The following is a 15,707-nucleotide window of genomic DNA, read 5'->3' as shown; positions in this document are numbered from 1 at the left end:
AGAAATATTGTCTGTGGTGTGTGTCGGCAGCCTCGACAGCAGGATTCAGTAGCAGTCCCACTGATAGACGGCGCGGGACAGGTCCCAGGCGCGCAACGCGTCGCGGGGAATGAGGATGTGGCCGATACCGTTGTCGCCGAACATCATCGAGAATTCGATGCTGTCGATCTGGGCGAGCTGGACGAGGTCATCGTCGTCACATCATTGTTTGTGTCCATGCCGGTTCCCTTCCCGAAGTATCCGGTACGGTTCCAGTCTACGCGGAATCGCGTCGAATCGTACTGGTACTGCGCGGGTGCCGTCAGCTCCTGATCCGTCGTATGCGCTGTGGATGTGCGCAATGTGGACATGTCATGTGATATGGACGACATTATGGATATGTGTCGGCCGCTACGTAACAATGGGTTGTTACCGTTCACACTATGTTCGTCAAACAGCATACGAATCTTGATTATGCGGCGACGATGATCGGCGGCCCCGCCGGGGTCACCGCGAAGATCACCCGCCTGGCACCCAGTCTCGCCTATGACGTGACGGTGGTAATCCCGGGGTTCTATGAGCTGCCGGAGATGGTCACACGCGACGAGTCCACTGTGGACAAGAAACGCGTCATCGTGCACGGCTCCTTCGCCGGATTGCACGAGGCTTGCGCTTGGGCGGATCGGCTCACCGGATCACTGCGTCAGACCATCGCGGCCTGATCGATCTTGATCCGACGGGCCATGTACCTACTGTGTCTCGTCGGATCGAGATCGATCGCGGGGGACGGCCGGCGCCTATGAAAGGTCAGTTGTCGTCATCCGCATCGTCACCGTCGTCGGTATCGTCGTCGGTGTCATTCTGATCGTCGTCGCTATCATCGTTGGCATCGTCGTCCGACGAATCATCTGAGTCATCGCCGTCGTCCTGGTCATCATCCCGATCGTCGGAACCGTCGTTGGTGTCGTCTCCCGTATCGTCCGACGCATCGTCGGCGTCGTCTGCATCGTCATTCGACTCATCGCCGACGTCATTCTGATCGTCGCCGTTCGACGTGGATTGTTCGTTCTGCGTGCCTCCGGACGCCGGTTGGGGCGAGGACGTCGTCCCGCATGCGGATACGCCCAGCACCAGCAGCAATGCCGCGGTCGTTCCGACGAGAATGGTGAACTTACGTTTGATTGAATTGGTCATGGTCGATTCCTTTATCGATCGTGCCGTATGACGGCTCCCACCACGGCCGTCGTCCCTTAAATCATCCCATATCCGCCCATTCCGCGCACCCGAATCGACTGTGGCGTACGTCACGCGTGATGCATCACGCATGATGCATCACGTCGAGCGCTGATCTTCCGAAGGATCATAGTCAAGATCATGTGGAAGAATAAGCCATGAAAGCCCACAAAGGAGTGATTCGCCATGTTCGGTTCGTCGTCGGCCATCGTCGGTGGCGTGCTGTTCGCAGCCGGTCTTATTGTCCTACTCATCGCACTTGTCGTCCTGCAGCGTATCCGCATGCTGCATTCCCGTTGCACCGCCCGTACGCGCGGCACGGTCATTCGCTTCGTCGAGCATGAGAATGACTGGAATCTCACGTTGACGCCGGAAATCCGATATGACGCCGACGGTCGTGAACGCACGGTGCTGGCCGCGGCCACGGCCGGGTTGCCTGACATGCATCTGGACGAGCGTACCGACGTGGCATATGATCCCACTCATCCGGATGTCGCCTACCTGCCTGCCGACCGACACATCGGGTCCATGGCGCGTACTCTGACGGCTGCGGGCGCAGTCTGTCTGGTGGCCGGTGCGGCGCTTGCCGCCGCCAGTGCGTGAGATCCGATGTTCGCCTTGGGCGTGGTTCTCATGCTCATCGGCACCATGCCCGTTGCAGCCGGTGTCATCGGTCTTGCCCGTGTGCGTCGGCTGCGGTCGGGATGCCGACTGGCCATGACCGGCGTGATCGTCCGTCGTCTACGCAATACGCGTGACGGCACATGGAATCTCGTGGTCCGGTATCTGATCCGAGGCGTGCCATATACGATCGTTTCGAAGGGGTGGGACCAGACCGTGAGGTTCCGCCCCGGCCAGACCGTCACCGTCGTGTGCGACCCGTCCCGTCCGCATACGGCGCGATTGGATGTCGATCGACCGTCATACGTCGGTCCGATGCTGAAGATAGGGGCTGGCGCTCCGCTGCTGGCGATCGGCGTCGAATTGTCGACGATCGCTTTGCTATAGCTGCAAGTCGGGTGGCGCGGCAATCCGAACAGGTGGACGGCCGGCGTATGCGTACGTATTGCATGCGTCCTGTTCGTGTTCAGGTCCGTTCCGGCCGTCCCCGGCTTGGATTATGGTAAAAGCAAGACATATATACAATGTGTTCCGCTTACGCGGGTGATTCCATGAATATGCACGGGTCCGTGGCGCTTCCTACTTCTACAATGCTTTCTGTTTTTCCACGGGACACCCGGAATGCCCGCCGTTTACGTTTGACTTTCATACCCTGTTCTTGAAAGGGGTTTCATCATGTTGAATTTCATCATCGACAAGTCCCATCCGTTCACGTTCGCCGCACATCTGACGGGAGCGAGGAATGGTGTGACCGCACGTATCGCCAAGCTTTCGCCGAACCTGCCGTATGACGCGTCGGTCAAGGTGCCGCGCCGGCTGATCCCGGCTGACATGCCGGTCCAGCCGTTCGGTGTGGATGGGATCCTGCATCAGAGCTTCGACCGTCTATCGGACGCCGAGGACTGGACCGCCGCATGGGCGAACCGGTGACGGCAGGGGGAGTGCACGTATGCGACTGATCGGCAATATTCTGTGGATCGTGCTCGGCGGCATCGAGATCGCCATCGGCTGGGCGGTCATCGGGTTCGTGCTGTGCGTCACGATCGTCGGCATTCCGCTCGGGCTGCAGGCGTTCAAGATGGCGGGACTGACCCTGACGCCGTTCGGCAAGACCGTGCGATACGGCGGGGGAGCGGGATCGACGTTCGCGAACATCATCTGGGTCGTGCTCGTTGGAATCTGGATGGCGATCGGGTATGTGGTCGCCGGACTACTCAACTGCGTGACGATCGTCGGCATCCCGTTCGGTATCCAATCGTTCAAGATGGCCAAGCTCGCCCTCTGGCCGTTCGGTGCGGAGATCGTGAACGCGTGAACCGTATCGTTTCTTAAAGATGCCGCACATCAGCAAGTCTCTCATCGTCCGCGGTCTTCGCATCGCCGGTTTCGCGCTGATTGCGCCGGTCGCGGCGTTCTGGATTCCGCCGTTCTTCGACATGGTGGCACAGCTGGGGCAGACGGCCGTAGTCATGGCGTTCATATGCTATGCGCTTGGTCTGCTTTGCTGGATCATCTCATTCTTCATGTCGTTTCTGGATGACGCACCGGCTGACCCAGCCGAATTGCGTCGGCGCATGATCGTCGGGATAGCGCGTGTGCTCGCCGAGTGGATATTGGCGATAGTCGCATTGCCGGTTGCGTTCATCGGATTCCTCGCCGTGGCGGATATGATCGACCCGGCACCGGTGATACCGGGGTAGACGGAAGACGACGTGGCATACCCAGCGCAATCGATGCGACGGTCCGCACATAACGCACGCGCAATAACCATGACAGAGCTTGTATTTCACCCTATACCAAGTTAGCCGATAATGTACGTTATGTCAGAAAGGATTTGGGCGAATCCCCCGCATCCCTTGGAACGTCAATGTTTCCGAGGGTTCCGCCTCGTATCGCCATTATGGGCGTGTTGGCTATTTTTGGCTGAGAACGGCTATTTTCGGCTCGGATAATCACACGATAGTCACACGACGTTGGACGCATAAGGGGTCGTGGAAACACCCCGGGGACACACGGCGAAAGGAACGCGAATGGCGCGACGGAACGAATCGACGAGACGCGACAAGGGATCGGGAGGACTGTCCAGGACGGCGAACGGCAGATACCGGGCGCGACGCGAACTGCATGACGCGCTCGACACCCTCTACCCCGGCGCCGGGTTCGACGTCACCTACATCGGCGTGCGCCGCCGCGACGGGCGCGCCATGTTCCTGCACACGCAGGGCGACGAGCCGCTCCCCGACGAGGTGAACGGGCGCGGCCTCGGCGACTTCACCGACGACAAGGAGAACCGTTGACCGACCTTGACTTCATCGCATTGGACGTGTCCAACCGGTCGTTCAAGGGAACATGACGCGTTCCTGACCGCCCGCATGGCCGCCGTCAACAACTGGATCTGCATGACGTTCACGAACGGCGACGTCAACCCGACCACACGACCGACCGGCGTCACGCGACACCATCCCAAGCGCGCCCCGTCCCCGCCATTGCCCGTCCACGCATGGCGGTGCGCCGACTGCGGACGCCCTGACCATGCACCACGATCCCGACGGGCGTATGGACGGGTGGGCGTGCACGCACGACCACGTGTGATGGCCCGACCCCGCCGACCCGTTCAACCTGTGGTTCCCGGACGACGACCCGCACTAAAACGGCCAGTATGCCGCCCTTCCCATGTGGACACGCCGGGATTGCCCGATATCGGCGTTCATGCTATATTCACTTTCGAAGTTGCTGAGAATTGTTACCTTCAGTGGGCGTGATCTGGCTTCTTGAACAGAAAGATAACGAAGTCTTTTTGACGAGGAGGTGAATCATGCCGAACATCAACCCTGTGTCTCCCGGTATGCCATGTGCGGTCGTCCGTGTCTCCCCTCTTGGTGGAGAGGAGGTCGCCCGATGAGGATTCTCAGGGTCTGCAATAACAACGTCGCGGTGGTGCTGTCCGAGGACGGTCAGGAGATGGTCGTCACCGGCAAGGGCATCTGCTTCAACCGACGCAACGGTGACGAACTGGACGAGTCCAAGGTGGAGAAGCGTTTCCTGCCCGAGGACAAGACGGTGCTCAACCGGGTCGAGGAACTGCTCGACACGGTCCCGGACGTCTACTTCACCATCACCGAGGAGATCGTCGCCATGATCCGACGGGAGTCCGATCTGGAACTCAGCGAGAACATCTACATCACGCTGATGGACCATATCTGCCTGTCGTTGGAGCGCGAGAAGCGCGGCCTTGTCCTGCAGAACCCGTTCCTCATGGAAATCAAGCAGATCTACCGGCGGGAGTACGCCCTGGCTTCGAAGGCGAGGGCGATCATCGAACGGCACATGGACGTGCGCATCTCGGACAGCGAGGTCGGGTCCATCGCGTTGCACATCGTCAACGCGTCCATGAACCACGACTTCGACGTGACCATGCGCGCCCCGAGGCTCATCGCCACGATCCTCGAGATCATCCGCGTGCGTTTCTCGATCGAGTTCGACGAGACGTCACTGCACTACGAGCGGTTCATGCGCCACCTGCAGTTCTTCGTCAAACGCGTGCTCGACAAGCGCGAATCCCAGGAGAACGCGGACACCATGCTGTACCGGCTCTCCCTGACGGAGTACCCGCAGGCCGCGGACTGCGCGTCGAAGATCGCCCTGTTCATCGAAATGAACTACAAGGCCAAGGTCACCGACGCCGAGAAAGGCTACCTCGCCTACCACATCGCCAACGTGGTGCGCGACGTCCGCCCCAACGCGTTCGACTCCCCCACCGCCCAACCGGCATAAGGAATCAACCACACACACCCTGTTCCCACGCGGTCCGACCGCATGGGCCGGCGCAAGCCATGCCCGAACCGGGAGCGGGGCAACCGACAGACAAGCAGACCACACCACCATTCCACGAATAAAGGAGTTCGTCATGGATTACCGTAAGACAGCGTCGGCCGTCGTCGAACTGGTCGGCGGCACAGGCAACGTGCAGCAGCTCGAACACTGCTCCACCCGACTGCGCTTCACCCTGAAAGACCAGTCCAAGGCCGACCCGGAGGCCCTCAAACAAGTGCCCGGCGTGCTGGGCGTGGCCATGGGAGGCCAGTTCCAGGTCATCATCGGCAACGACGTCGTCGAAGTGTACGACGAGATCATGAAAATGCCCGGCATCGGATCGGACTCCCCGTCCGACGCGGCCGCCGCCCCCGCGGACGCGAAGCCCGGCCGTTTCAACATGAAGCGTGCGGGCAGGGCCGCGCTCGACTTCTTCATCGCCGTGTTCCAGCCGCTCGTCCCGGCCATCGCCGGCGGCGGCGTGCTCAAGGCGCTGCTCTCCCTGTTCTCCATGCTCGGCTGGATGGACTCCAAGAGCTCCGTGTACACGATCTTCCTCGCGATCGGCGACGCGCCCCTGTACTTCCTGCCGCTCCTTGTGGCGGCGACCGCGGCCAAGCGCCTCAAGATCAACCAGCTCGTCGCCATCTCCGCGGTCAGCGCGCTCATGATCCCGAACATCACGGCCGCGTTGAGCGCCGAAGGCGGCACCAAGCTGTTCGGCTTCACGTTGCAGAACATCACGTACGCGTACCAGGTGTTCCCCGCCCTGCTGTCCGTGCTGTTCCTGTACTTCGTGGAACGCCTGTTCAACAAGTACACGCCGAAGGCGATCCGCATATTCTTCGTGCCGATGATGTGCTTCGTGATCGTCGTGCCCGTCACCCTGCTCCTGCTCGGCCCGCTCGGCTACAACGCCGGCACCCTGCTGACCGCGTTCATCCTCGCCGTGTACAGCAAGCTCGGGTTCATCGCCGTCGCGCTCCTGGCCATGGTCCTGCCGTTCTGCATCGCCATCGGCATGCACAAGGCGTTCATCCCGTACGCCCTCGCCGCCCTCGCCCAGGCCGGCAGCGAACTGCTGTACATGCCCGCCTCCCTGGCCCACAACATCTCCGAATCCGGCGCCTGCTTCGCCGTGTTCCTGCGCACCAAGGACCAGAACCTCAAGGCCACCGCACTGTCCGCCGCGATCAGCGCCCTGTTCGGCATCACCGAACCCGCCCTGTACGGCGTGACCCTGCAGCACAAGCGCGCCATGACCGGCGTGGTCGCAGGCTCCGGCATCGCCGGCCTCACGATCGGCCTACTCGGCGTTCAGGCGTTCACCGCCGTCGGCCCGGGCCTCGCGAGCATGCCGATGTTCATCGACCCGAACGGCAAGCTCACCAACAACCTCACGTACGCGTTCATCGGCTTCGCCGTCGCCATCCTCGCCTCGTTCCTCATCACGCTCATCCTGTTCAAGGATCCCGCCAAGACGTCCGTCGCCGCCACCGTGTCCGCCGGCGCCCCCTCTGCCGCTTCGACCCCTGCGCCCACGGCCACGGTCATGCCGGCCTCCGATGTGGTGGACGTGCAGCTCGCCAGCCCGATGGACGGCACCGTCATCCCGCTCGACAAGGTCGCGGACGACGTGTTCGCCGGCAAGGTCCTCGGCGACGGCCTCGCGGTCACGCCCATCACGGGCGAACTGCGCGCCCCGGCCGCAGGCACCGTGTGCATGGTGCCGGACAGCCGGCATGCGATCGGCCTCGCCCTGGACAACGGCGCCGAGATCCTCATGCATGTCGGCCTCGACACCGTCAAACTGCAGGGCGCGCACTTCACCACGAACGTCAAGGTAGGCGACCGGGTCAACGCGGGCGACCTCCTGCTCACGTTCGACAGGGACGCGATCACGAAGGCCGGCTACGACCTGACCACGCCGATCGTCGTCGCCAACGGCGGACGCTACGCCGTCACCGGCACGCACGAAGGCCCCGTCAAGACCGGCGACGCCCTCTACACCGTCATCACCAAGTAACCATCCACCGCATCGGGCCGCAGGGGCCACTCCCCCTGCGGCCCCCACTACACATCATTTATCGTGAAAGGACATTGATCATGGGATTCCCCGAAGGGTTCCTCTGGGGCGGCGCCGTCGCCGCCAACCAGCTCGAAGGCGCATGGAACGAGGACGGCAAGGGCATGTCCGTCGACGACGTCGCCACCTACAAGCCGAACGTGGACGTCAAGGACTACAAGCGGAACGTGCACGTCAGCCTCGACGGTATCAAAGCCGCCATGGCCGACAAGGATGACACGTACTATCCGAAACGTCGAGGCATCGACTTCTACCACACGTACAAGGATGATCTGAAGCTCATGGCCGACATGGGGTTCAAGACGTTCCGCACGTCCATCGCATGGACCCGCCTCTACCCCACCGGCGAGGAGACCGAACCCAATCCGGCCGGCATCGCCTACTACAAGGACCTGTTCCACACGATGCGCGAGCTCGGCATCGAACCGCTCGTCACCCTCCACCACTACGAGATGCCCCTCCACCTGGCCCTCAACTACAACGGGTGGACCGACCGCCGGGTCATCGACCTGTTCGTCCGCTTCGCCCGCACCTGCTTCACGGAGTTCGGTGACGACGTGAAACTGTGGCTCACGTTCAACGAGGTCGACAGCATCATCCGCCACCCGTTCATCACCGCCGGCATCATCCCCGAACTGTGCGACGGGGAGGAGACCCGCTGCTGCTATCAGGCGCTCCACCACCAGTTCGTCGCCTCCGCGATCGTCACCAAACTCCTCCACGACATGGTCCCCGGCGCGAAGATGGGGTGCATGCTCACCAAGCTCGAAACCTACCCGCGCACCTGCGCGCCCGAGGACGTGGCCGCCACCCAGCACAAGAACCTCGACAACCACTTCTACTCCGACGTGATGCTCACCGGCGCGTACCCGCGTCTGAAAAGCGTGGAATTGAAACGCAACGGCTGGTATCCGGTCATGGAAGCCGGCGACGAGCAACTGCTACGCGAGGGCACGGTCGACTTCCTGTCGTTCAGCTACTACATGAGCATGACCGAGTCCGTCGACCCGAACGCGGAACGCACGCCCGGCAACACCGTTCTCGGCGTGAAGAACCCGTACCTGGAGACCAGCGACTGGGGTTGGCAGGTCGACCCGGTCGGTTTGCGCATCTCCCTGATCGAACTGTACGACCGGTACCGCAAACCCCTGTTCATCGTGGAGAACGGCATCGGCGCCAAGGACACGCTCACCGAGGACGGGCACGTCCACGACCCGTATCGCGTGGAATACTTCCGACGTCACTTCGAGGAAATGCGCAAGGCCGTCGACGAGGGCGTAGAACTCATGGGCTACACCGCATGGGCGCCCATCGACCTCGTGAGCGCGTCCACGTCGCAGATGACCAAACGCTACGGGTTCGTGTACGTCGACCTCGACGACATGGGACAAGGCACCGGCCGGCGCATCCGCAAGGACAGCTACGACTGGTACAAGAGGGTCATCACCACCAACGGCGAACACCTCGAAAACCTGTAAGCAACGGCATAAGGGGGCCGTCGATCCGAAATGACACGGACCGGCGGCCCCTCCTATAGGAAAGGACATCACGGGCATGACAGGCAGACTGGTGTTCCTCGACATCGACGGCACCCTGTGCGACAGCAGCAAACACATCCCACCATCGGCCGTGGAGGCGATCCGCACGGCCCGAACCAACGGATGCCACGTGTTCATCGACACAGGGCGCGCCCTGCCGCAGATCGGCCGGAACATCCTCGACATCGGGTTCGACGGGATCATCTCCTCGGCCGGCGCGAGGATCGACATCAACGGCACACTCCTCCAGGACCGGCTCCTTGACAAGACGACCGTGACCCAAGTCGCCGACATGTTCGACCGGCTCGGCATCAACCACATGTGGCAATCCTCCCAGGGACTGTGGGCGTCACCCGGATACCTGCGACTGATCGAACGCATCCGACGCGACATCGACCCCGGATACGGGGGCGACCAATGGCGATCCCTCACGGCCGCACGACAGGAAGCCACACGATCAGGCGTACCCTTGGGCGAGATCATGCCGGCATCGAAATGCACGTTCCACGCCCCACCCGACTCCACGATCACCCTCGACCAGATCCGCCGGCTCGTCGGCGATCGGCTGCACATCGTCGAAGGATCCATGGGCCTCGACGCGCCCGCCAACGGGGAAGGCATGATCCCCGGCATCGACAAAGGCACCGGCCTGACCACTGTCGCAGCCCACTATGGTATCCGGGTCGAAGATACGATCGCCTTCGGCGACTCCGAGAACGACCTTGAGATGATCCAAACGGCCGGCATCGGCATCGCCATGGGCAACGCCACCCCGCAACTCACCCACGTCGCCGACCTGACCGCCCCGCACGTCGACGACGACGGCATCGCCCGCATGTTCGCCCAACTCGGACTCACCCACTGACCCCAACCCCATTCTCCCCATCCGGAAAAACCCGCCACAGAACAGGACGAACAGCGAAATATTCGTAGCGACAAATCCTGTTTTTCCAAGCCGTGAAGACTACAATCGGAAAACAACCGTATCGGACGCGACGACGCAACCGGGACGGCGCGGCATCCCCTTATCGGGGATACCGGGATCACGATGAAGTGAAGGCAAGGAGCACATCATGAACACAGGAGGACGGACCGTCGCACTCGTGGCGGCGGCGGCGATGGTCGCGTTGTCGGGGTGCGGCACATCCCGGCAGCAGGCGGCGGATACGGAGGGCGAGGCGAGCGGCACGGTGACCGTGTGGGCGTGGGAGCCCGCGTTGAAGCCGCTGGTCGCGAAGTTCGAGAAGAAGTATCCGAACATCACGATCAAGCTCACGAACGTGGGCACGGCGCCGAAGACGACCTCGTCGTTCACCAACGCGTTCGAGGCCGGATCGGGCATGCCTGACGTCGTCCAGTTCGAGTATTCGACGCTCCCCCAGATCGTCTACGGATACCAAGGAGCGTTGGAGAATCTGTCATCCTATCCGATCAGCGGTTGGAAGGACGACTACACGTCCGGCCCGTGGAGTTCGGTGAACGTGAGTGACGGCATCTATGGAGTGCCCATGGACTCCGGCCCCATGGCCATGTTCTACAACAAGGCCACGTTCGACAAGGCGGGCATCAGCGAACCGCCGAAGACGTGGGACGAGTTCTACGAGGCTGCGAAGAAGATCCACGCGCTCGGCGACAATTACTACATCAGCTCCTATGGTGGTGATACGAACGATTCGAACAGCATCGTCGCGTTCTGGGCGCAGGCGGGCGCCAAGCCGTTCGCCATGGACGGCGAAAACCTCACCATCAGTCTGAAGAACGACGAGACGATCAAAAAGGTCAACGACTATTGGCAGCACATGATCGACGAGGGGCTGATCGCCACGAACATCCCTAGCTGGTCCGACGAATGGTTCCGCAGCTTCGCCGATGGCACGAACGCCGCCGTCATCACCGGCGCGTGGATGCCCGCGAATCTGGCCGGCAGCTCCGCCGCCGCGGCGGGCGACTGGAGGGTCGCGCCCACGCCCGTCTGGCCGGGGGCGGAGACGATCAACTCGTCGAACGGCGGTTCCACGCTGGCGCTTGCCGCATCGTCGAAGAACAAGAAGGCGGCGTGGAAGTGGCTGGAGTTCGTCTCCCATGACGAGGAGGGTATCGCCGCCTACACGGATGCCGGCGGCTTCCCGTCCAACAAGGCGCGCCTCGAAGATGAGGACTTTCTTAAAGGCAGCGACGAGCTGTCCAAGTATTTCGGCGGGCAGGAGTACAACAAGGTGCTCGCCCAGTCCGCGCTCGACGTCAAGGAATCCTTCGCATTCCCGCCGTTCTGGGGGTACGCGATGACCGCGTTCGGCGACGAGTTCGGCCCCGTGTTCCAAGGCGGTGGCAAATTGGATGACGCGGTCGCCAAATGGCAGTCCAAGCTCGTCGACTACGGCAAGCAGCAAGGGTTCACCGTGAAAGAGTGATCGACGCCGGTCATTCCGATATGACGTGAAGGCCGCTCCCGGACCGGTGGTTCGGGGGCGGCCTTCACGTCTTTCATGCGACTTTTCAGTCGTCGTTATCGTCAGTGGAATCGTCGTCGCTCGAGTCGTTCTGATCATCGTCCGTGTCGTCGCCCCGGTCGTCCGCGTCATCATCTGGACCCGCGGCATGCGCCCGGACGCGCTCGTGTTCACATCATCGCGCGGCAACCCTCTGATCCGCGAGACGGCGCGCGAGGCATGGGCGCGGGCGCTCGACCGGGTGAAACTCTCCTACACGAGCATCCATTCGATGCGCCACACCGCCGCCACCATGATGGCCCGCAACGGCGTTCCCGACCTTGTGCGCAAGAAGCTCATCGGCCATGCCGACATCGACACCACCGACATGATCTACACCCATACCGACGCGCTCATGCTCGCCAAGGCGGTCGACGGCATGGAGAAGCTCATCAATGACGGCGGCAAGACGCGGACCCCCGCTCACGCGGTCCGTCTGAACGCCGTCGAGTCGAACGGGTCGCCGCTGCTCCCCCATGCGGCGGCCATCCCGCCCCACACGCCGTAGATCTCGTTGTGATCCAGCGCGTACCTGAGACACTGGTCGATGACCGGGCAATCCCGGCATCGGCTCTTCGCCCATTCGATTAGGGTCTGTTAGGCCAAAGTGTGCATTCCTATTAACATGAGGTTGTCCGCCACTGCGTGAACGCATGGAACCCATGCTATGGTTTTTGACCTGTTGCAGGAGAAGTTTTTAGCGGACGGTATCGTCAGTTGCCAGAGATGACTGAGCGTGTTCCGACGGGCTCTCGTGTAGTGATGAGAAGGGATGTGCTCGCCGCGAGAGTGGTGCATTCGGCTGGCGCGTCGGGTAGGGTTCCCTCGTAAAGGGTGATTCGCACCGTGGTGGCGTCTTCGTCGACGGCCGCTCGTACGCCGTGGCACTGCGGGTCGCCCATGTAGAAGAACACGCGAACCGAGTGGTCCGAGGCCACTTCGTATCGGTTCCATGAGGATACGTGCTCGTTATGGAGGTCGGTGCGCTGCTGTATGTCGTTCGTGGATTGTGTTGGCGGCTTCGCCTCGGGAGCGTATCCAGGATTTGTAGTGGCGGAGCTGGGAGGGGATTCGCCACCGCCGGCGGCGCAGCCCGTCATGGCGGTAACGGCCAAGACGGCTGCCATCAGCACTGCCAGGAGCCGGCGGGGGCGAATCCGATCATCCATGGTTGCGTGTTCATGGGTCATTGCAGTCAAGTCCGTCCGCTGATTCATGGCCGTCCCCCTCGCCGTCCCCGCATGAAAGACCCTGCTGCGGGTCCCTTGCCTGAATGACATCACAACAGGCGTGTTTTGTCATCACGGTCGATTGCTCCCATCGTTTTTGCCCGGCTTGATGCTCATATCGATGGGCAGTCCCTGTTCGCGTACGACGGCCTTGAGGAAGATGGTCACGGCTCCGGACAGGCTCAGGCCGAGTTCACCAAGCACCTTGTTGGCCTCGTCCTTCAACTCTGGGTCGATTCTCATGGTGGTAGTCGGCACGCTCATAGGATTGTCCTCCAATCGGGTTGGTAGCTACATCGTAGTCCATCCGATTGATACATGCTATCGTCCGTCACACGGGCATGGGCATGCGCACGTACATGCTGCGCGTGAGCCGGTACACGCCGTTGCGGATCTGACGTCCGATGGTTCCACGCTGTTCGGTGGGTCCGCTATGGCAACTGGTCGATGAACGCCTCCACGTACGTCATCCACGTCTCCACCGGCAGTTTGGACATGCCGAGCACGCGGCCGATGTTGGCCGTGAACGTGCGGCTGCAATCTTTGCAGCATCAGCGCTGATTGCCGCCTTTTGTATACCCCCGCGGACGATGCCGATGGAACCGCACCTCACGCAGGCGTCGGCTGGCAGTTCCTGCGAACCCGTGCCGAACATGTCCTCGTACACGATGGAACGCAGCGCCTCAATTGCCCGGCGACGCTCGTCATCATCCAGCAGCGCGAGCCCATCCCGGACCCCGCTGACCAGTCTTGCTGCCTTGTTCCACTTGCTCATAACTCCATTGTAATTACGTAGTAGCTACTATGTAAGTTAGAAATGCACACTTTGGTCTAACGGACCCATTCGACGCTCATCGGCAGGAAGTCGTAGAAGAAACCAGCGGACCCGTCCCGCTATGCGTCGGGGATGCCACGCCCCGCCAAAGGCGGGTGCGGCGCACATCGGTGCAACCGGAAGATTGCAACGAGCGCACCCGCGATTCATCCGATGTTCGACACGATAAGCCACGCGCCGATGGCGGTCGGTATGGCGAATACCGCTATGAGGATGAAAAGCATCCCGTCCACGCGGTCTTTCCGGTCGGCGGTGGCTCGCGCGGTCTTCGGATGAGCCGGGTCGTAGTCGACGTCCATCCGATCGCCGGGCTTGTGGTCCCCCTTCTGTGTGGTCACTTCGAACATGTCGCCGCCCACCTCGTATTCGATCACGTAATGGCTGTCTTCGATGATGCCGTTGTCGCCTTTGATGATCTCCTCGCGCAGCACGGTGCCCGTGGTCGTGGCGGTGGCTCGCCTGTTCAACCGGTGCTCGTCGAACGCGGCGAACACCGTCAGGCTGAGAAAGAACAGGCCAAGCAGCAACGTGATGACACCTTCGAACATGACGCACCCCCTTGTTGCCCATGTGAAACCCAACGCTCCTATTATCCCACGCCCACCCTCGCGGCCACATAGCCCCCATCCCCCGTCCAGTCCACGTCGAAGGAGGCCCGATCATGTCCAACCCGAACCAGCCGCGCAGATCCTTCGGCATCCCGGAAGACAGTCAGTAGGCGAAAACCGACGTGATGACCATCACGGCACCGTGAACATGCCTCAGTCCACCAGATCCATCACACACCAGTGGCGTGTGACCACTCTCACGCATGTCGACCACGCGTAGCCTCACCGCACATGAGAGAATTGAAGAACAGCGGCCCAATGGGGAGCCACATCATTCATCAAAGGGGATTGACGACGATGACCACCGATTCAAAAGCCAAGACGTTGCGAACCGCACTGCTGTTGCTCGCCTGCCCGGCGCTGCTCTTCTCGATGACCGCATGCGGCGAACAGGTCGCAACCGCCGAACCGACGTCGGCAAAGCAGACACCGGCTGACACGAGCGATGATCAATCGGATGATGGCGACATCGACGGCTCCAATGACGGCTGATACCGGGTTATTCATCGAGAAAAAGGAATCCGAATAGCCCACGACGAGCCCGCGACGAGACGGCGAAGTCCGCCAATGCTATACGGCGATTGCCGTCATTACCGACAAGAACGCCAGTCGCATCACGCCCTTTCGACAGTCACCGCGTGGTTCCCGCAACGCACAGTCATCCCAGCCGACGGACCGATGCCAAGCATCGTCTTATCGGCGGCCCATGCACCGTCGGGTCCGAATACGGCGGCCACGATATCCTTCAGCCTGCCGGTACGTACGAGCGTCGCCGCACGACGACGCAGCCTCCGGCCCTCGGGAAGATTCGCGGCGAATGCGAGGGCGGCGGCACGAATCCGGATGCGCCCGTCACGCACGATCGCCAACATCCACTGCATGAGCGCCTCCCCGCATGACAGTCCTTCGACCATGCCGCGGACATCGCGCGCGCTCACTGTCGCATCCAGCATCCCCGTCCAGTCGGCCGCAGGCCGGAGCGTACCGGTTGCGCATCGCCCGTCAGCGCCGGTTACGGCCACGTGCAGTGCACGACGGCCGGAGAACAGACGGATACGCCGAAGAACCGCCGCCAACGGAGTGCGGGTGGCGATAAGCACTGGCAGGGGTGTGAGGCCGGCGATGATAAGCAACGCCGCGGACGACATGAGAACGGCAAGCATGGACTGGTCGACGGGAGACATGGATGTGACGCTTTCGACTGGGTTTCGTTGGGATGGCTTGATCATACGACGTCGCGGACACGTACACGCGGATGAACGTCCAAACAAGGGAG

Annotated in this window: 20 protein-coding genes; 14 read left to right on the top strand and 6 right to left on the bottom strand. The window is 61.8% G+C overall.

Annotated features, from left to right (window positions below):
- Positions 1-45 precede the first annotated feature (45 nt).
- The gene (locus BW11_RS12025) at positions 46-144 is read right to left on the bottom strand and encodes a DUF1963 domain-containing protein (protein WP_375137631.1); all 99 of its coding nucleotides are present in this window, start codon (positions 142-144) and stop codon (positions 46-48) included.
- Between the two features lie 278 nt (positions 145-422).
- On the opposite strand from BW11_RS12025, the gene BW11_RS04585 reads away from it, so the two are divergent.
- On the top strand, positions 423-701 hold the full coding sequence (locus BW11_RS04585; RefSeq protein WP_140444828.1) for a hypothetical protein: 279 nt from the start codon (positions 423-425) through the stop codon (positions 699-701).
- 85 nt (positions 702-786) lie between these two features.
- Here the strand turns inward: BW11_RS04585 and BW11_RS04580 are convergent, their stop codons facing one another.
- Positions 787-1,173, bottom strand: coding sequence for a hypothetical protein (locus tag BW11_RS04580; RefSeq protein WP_140444827.1), 387 nt, complete (start codon positions 1,171-1,173; stop codon positions 787-789).
- 225 nt (positions 1,174-1,398) lie between these two features.
- Between BW11_RS04580 and BW11_RS04575 the strand changes: the two genes are divergently transcribed.
- From BW11_RS04575 to BW11_RS11790, 12 genes are all read left to right on the top strand, one after another.
- On the top strand, positions 1,399-1,815 hold the full coding sequence (locus tag BW11_RS04575) for a DUF3592 domain-containing protein (RefSeq protein ID WP_107044464.1): 417 nt from the start codon (positions 1,399-1,401) through the stop codon (positions 1,813-1,815).
- A 21-nt stretch (positions 1,816-1,836) separates the two neighbouring features.
- Positions 1,837-2,220, top strand: a complete 384-nt coding sequence (locus BW11_RS04570; protein ID WP_258184542.1) for a DUF3592 domain-containing protein — start codon at positions 1,837-1,839, stop codon at positions 2,218-2,220.
- 288 nt (positions 2,221-2,508) lie between these two features.
- Positions 2,509-2,763 carry a hypothetical protein gene (locus tag BW11_RS04565; RefSeq protein WP_140444825.1) on the top strand — a complete coding sequence of 85 codons (255 nt, stop codon included), beginning with the start codon at positions 2,509-2,511 and terminating at the stop codon, positions 2,761-2,763.
- A 19-nt stretch (positions 2,764-2,782) separates the two neighbouring features.
- Positions 2,783-3,148 carry a YccF domain-containing protein gene (locus BW11_RS04560; RefSeq protein ID WP_140444824.1) on the top strand — a complete coding sequence of 122 codons (366 nt, stop codon included), beginning with the start codon at positions 2,783-2,785 and terminating at the stop codon, positions 3,146-3,148.
- A gap of 19 nt (positions 3,149-3,167) precedes the next feature.
- Positions 3,168-3,533, top strand: coding sequence for a hypothetical protein (locus tag BW11_RS04555; RefSeq protein WP_140444823.1), 366 nt, complete (start codon positions 3,168-3,170; stop codon positions 3,531-3,533).
- Positions 3,534-3,863: 330 nt separating this feature from the next.
- A complete protein-coding gene (locus BW11_RS04550) occupies positions 3,864-4,130 on the top strand; it encodes a hypothetical protein (protein WP_140444822.1) in 267 nt (88 codons plus the stop codon).
- A 601-nt stretch (positions 4,131-4,731) separates the two neighbouring features.
- Positions 4,732-5,607, top strand: a complete 876-nt coding sequence (locus BW11_RS04545) for a PRD domain-containing protein (protein ID WP_043166499.1) — start codon at positions 4,732-4,734, stop codon at positions 5,605-5,607.
- Between the two features lie 133 nt (positions 5,608-5,740).
- Positions 5,741-7,672 (top strand): beta-glucoside-specific PTS transporter subunit IIABC, encoded by a 1,932-nt coding sequence (locus BW11_RS04540; RefSeq protein WP_140444821.1) that lies wholly within the window; start codon positions 5,741-5,743, stop codon positions 7,670-7,672.
- Positions 7,673-7,752: 80 nt separating this feature from the next.
- Positions 7,753-9,210 carry a glycoside hydrolase family 1 protein gene (locus tag BW11_RS04535; RefSeq protein WP_140444820.1) on the top strand — a complete coding sequence of 486 codons (1,458 nt, stop codon included), beginning with the start codon at positions 7,753-7,755 and terminating at the stop codon, positions 9,208-9,210.
- Between the two features lie 76 nt (positions 9,211-9,286).
- Positions 9,287-10,135, top strand: coding sequence for an HAD family hydrolase (locus BW11_RS04530; protein ID WP_140444819.1), 849 nt, complete (start codon positions 9,287-9,289; stop codon positions 10,133-10,135).
- A 208-nt stretch (positions 10,136-10,343) separates the two neighbouring features.
- Positions 10,344-11,681 (top strand): sugar ABC transporter substrate-binding protein, encoded by a 1,338-nt coding sequence (locus tag BW11_RS04525; protein WP_140444818.1) that lies wholly within the window; start codon positions 10,344-10,346, stop codon positions 11,679-11,681.
- 187 nt (positions 11,682-11,868) lie between these two features.
- Positions 11,869-12,267, top strand: coding sequence for a tyrosine-type recombinase/integrase (locus BW11_RS11790; protein WP_140444817.1), 399 nt, complete (start codon positions 11,869-11,871; stop codon positions 12,265-12,267).
- Between the two features lie 793 nt (positions 12,268-13,060).
- On the opposite strand, the gene BW11_RS04505 is transcribed toward BW11_RS11790, so the two are convergent.
- The 3 genes from BW11_RS04505 to BW11_RS04495 form a co-directional block, all read right to left on the bottom strand.
- Complete coding sequence (locus tag BW11_RS04505; protein WP_043166511.1) at positions 13,061-13,252, bottom strand: type II toxin-antitoxin system RelB/DinJ family antitoxin; 192 nt, start codon at positions 13,250-13,252, stop codon at positions 13,061-13,063.
- Between the two features lie 202 nt (positions 13,253-13,454).
- Positions 13,455-13,763 carry a hypothetical protein gene (locus BW11_RS04500; RefSeq protein WP_140444816.1) on the bottom strand — a complete coding sequence of 103 codons (309 nt, stop codon included), beginning with the start codon at positions 13,761-13,763 and terminating at the stop codon, positions 13,455-13,457.
- Positions 13,764-13,969: 206 nt separating this feature from the next.
- The gene (locus tag BW11_RS04495; protein WP_140444815.1) at positions 13,970-14,371 is read right to left on the bottom strand and encodes a DUF3592 domain-containing protein; all 402 of its coding nucleotides are present in this window, start codon (positions 14,369-14,371) and stop codon (positions 13,970-13,972) included.
- Positions 14,372-14,662: 291 nt separating this feature from the next.
- On the opposite strand from BW11_RS04495, the gene BW11_RS04490 reads away from it, so the two are divergent.
- Entirely contained in the window at positions 14,663-14,923 is a 261-nt protein-coding gene (locus BW11_RS04490) for a hypothetical protein (RefSeq protein ID WP_140444814.1), read from the top strand.
- A 122-nt stretch (positions 14,924-15,045) separates the two neighbouring features.
- Here the strand turns inward: BW11_RS04490 and BW11_RS04485 are convergent, their stop codons facing one another.
- Complete coding sequence (locus tag BW11_RS04485; RefSeq protein WP_140444813.1) at positions 15,046-15,660, bottom strand: hypothetical protein; 615 nt, start codon at positions 15,658-15,660, stop codon at positions 15,046-15,048.
- Positions 15,661-15,707 lie beyond the last annotated feature (47 nt).

The organism is Bifidobacterium sp. UTCIF-38, from assembly GCF_006454495.1.
Classification (GTDB): domain Bacteria; phylum Actinomycetota; class Actinomycetes; order Actinomycetales; family Bifidobacteriaceae; genus Bifidobacterium; species Bifidobacterium callitrichos.
Note: the sequence above shows the minus strand (reverse complement) of the source record. Positions and strands in the feature narration are given on the sequence as shown.

Excerpts from the sequence above, each read along its gene's own strand:
- BW11_RS12025 (WP_375137631.1), bottom strand. The coding sequence starts at position 144 with ATGTTCGGCGACAACGGTATCGGCCACATCCTCATTCCCCGCGACGCG.
- BW11_RS04585 (WP_140444828.1), top strand. The coding sequence starts at position 423 with ATGTTCGTCAAACAGCATACGAATCTTGATTATGCGGCGACGATGATC.
- BW11_RS04580 (WP_140444827.1), bottom strand. The coding sequence starts at position 1,173 with ATGACCAATTCAATCAAACGTAAGTTCACCATTCTCGTCGGAACGACC.
- BW11_RS04575 (WP_107044464.1), top strand. The coding sequence starts at position 1,399 with ATGTTCGGTTCGTCGTCGGCCATCGTCGGTGGCGTGCTGTTCGCAGCC.
- BW11_RS04565 (WP_140444825.1), top strand. The coding sequence starts at position 2,509 with ATGTTGAATTTCATCATCGACAAGTCCCATCCGTTCACGTTCGCCGCA.
- BW11_RS04560 (WP_140444824.1), top strand. The coding sequence starts at position 2,783 with ATGCGACTGATCGGCAATATTCTGTGGATCGTGCTCGGCGGCATCGAG.
- BW11_RS04555 (WP_140444823.1), top strand. The coding sequence starts at position 3,168 with ATGCCGCACATCAGCAAGTCTCTCATCGTCCGCGGTCTTCGCATCGCC.
- BW11_RS04550 (WP_140444822.1), top strand. The coding sequence starts at position 3,864 with ATGGCGCGACGGAACGAATCGACGAGACGCGACAAGGGATCGGGAGGA.
- BW11_RS04545 (WP_043166499.1), top strand. The coding sequence starts at position 4,732 with ATGAGGATTCTCAGGGTCTGCAATAACAACGTCGCGGTGGTGCTGTCC.
- BW11_RS04540 (WP_140444821.1), top strand. The coding sequence starts at position 5,741 with ATGGATTACCGTAAGACAGCGTCGGCCGTCGTCGAACTGGTCGGCGGC.
- BW11_RS04535 (WP_140444820.1), top strand. The coding sequence starts at position 7,753 with ATGGGATTCCCCGAAGGGTTCCTCTGGGGCGGCGCCGTCGCCGCCAAC.
- BW11_RS04530 (WP_140444819.1), top strand. The coding sequence starts at position 9,287 with ATGACAGGCAGACTGGTGTTCCTCGACATCGACGGCACCCTGTGCGAC.
- BW11_RS04525 (WP_140444818.1), top strand. The coding sequence starts at position 10,344 with ATGAACACAGGAGGACGGACCGTCGCACTCGTGGCGGCGGCGGCGATG.
- BW11_RS11790 (WP_140444817.1), top strand. The coding sequence starts at position 11,869 with ATGCGCCCGGACGCGCTCGTGTTCACATCATCGCGCGGCAACCCTCTG.
- BW11_RS04505 (WP_043166511.1), bottom strand. The coding sequence starts at position 13,252 with ATGAGCGTGCCGACTACCACCATGAGAATCGACCCAGAGTTGAAGGAC.
- BW11_RS04500 (WP_140444816.1), bottom strand. The coding sequence starts at position 13,763 with ATGAGCAAGTGGAACAAGGCAGCAAGACTGGTCAGCGGGGTCCGGGAT.
- BW11_RS04495 (WP_140444815.1), bottom strand. The coding sequence starts at position 14,371 with ATGTTCGAAGGTGTCATCACGTTGCTGCTTGGCCTGTTCTTTCTCAGC.
- BW11_RS04490 (WP_140444814.1), top strand. The coding sequence starts at position 14,663 with ATGAGAGAATTGAAGAACAGCGGCCCAATGGGGAGCCACATCATTCAT.
- BW11_RS04485 (WP_140444813.1), bottom strand. The coding sequence starts at position 15,660 with ATGATCAAGCCATCCCAACGAAACCCAGTCGAAAGCGTCACATCCATG.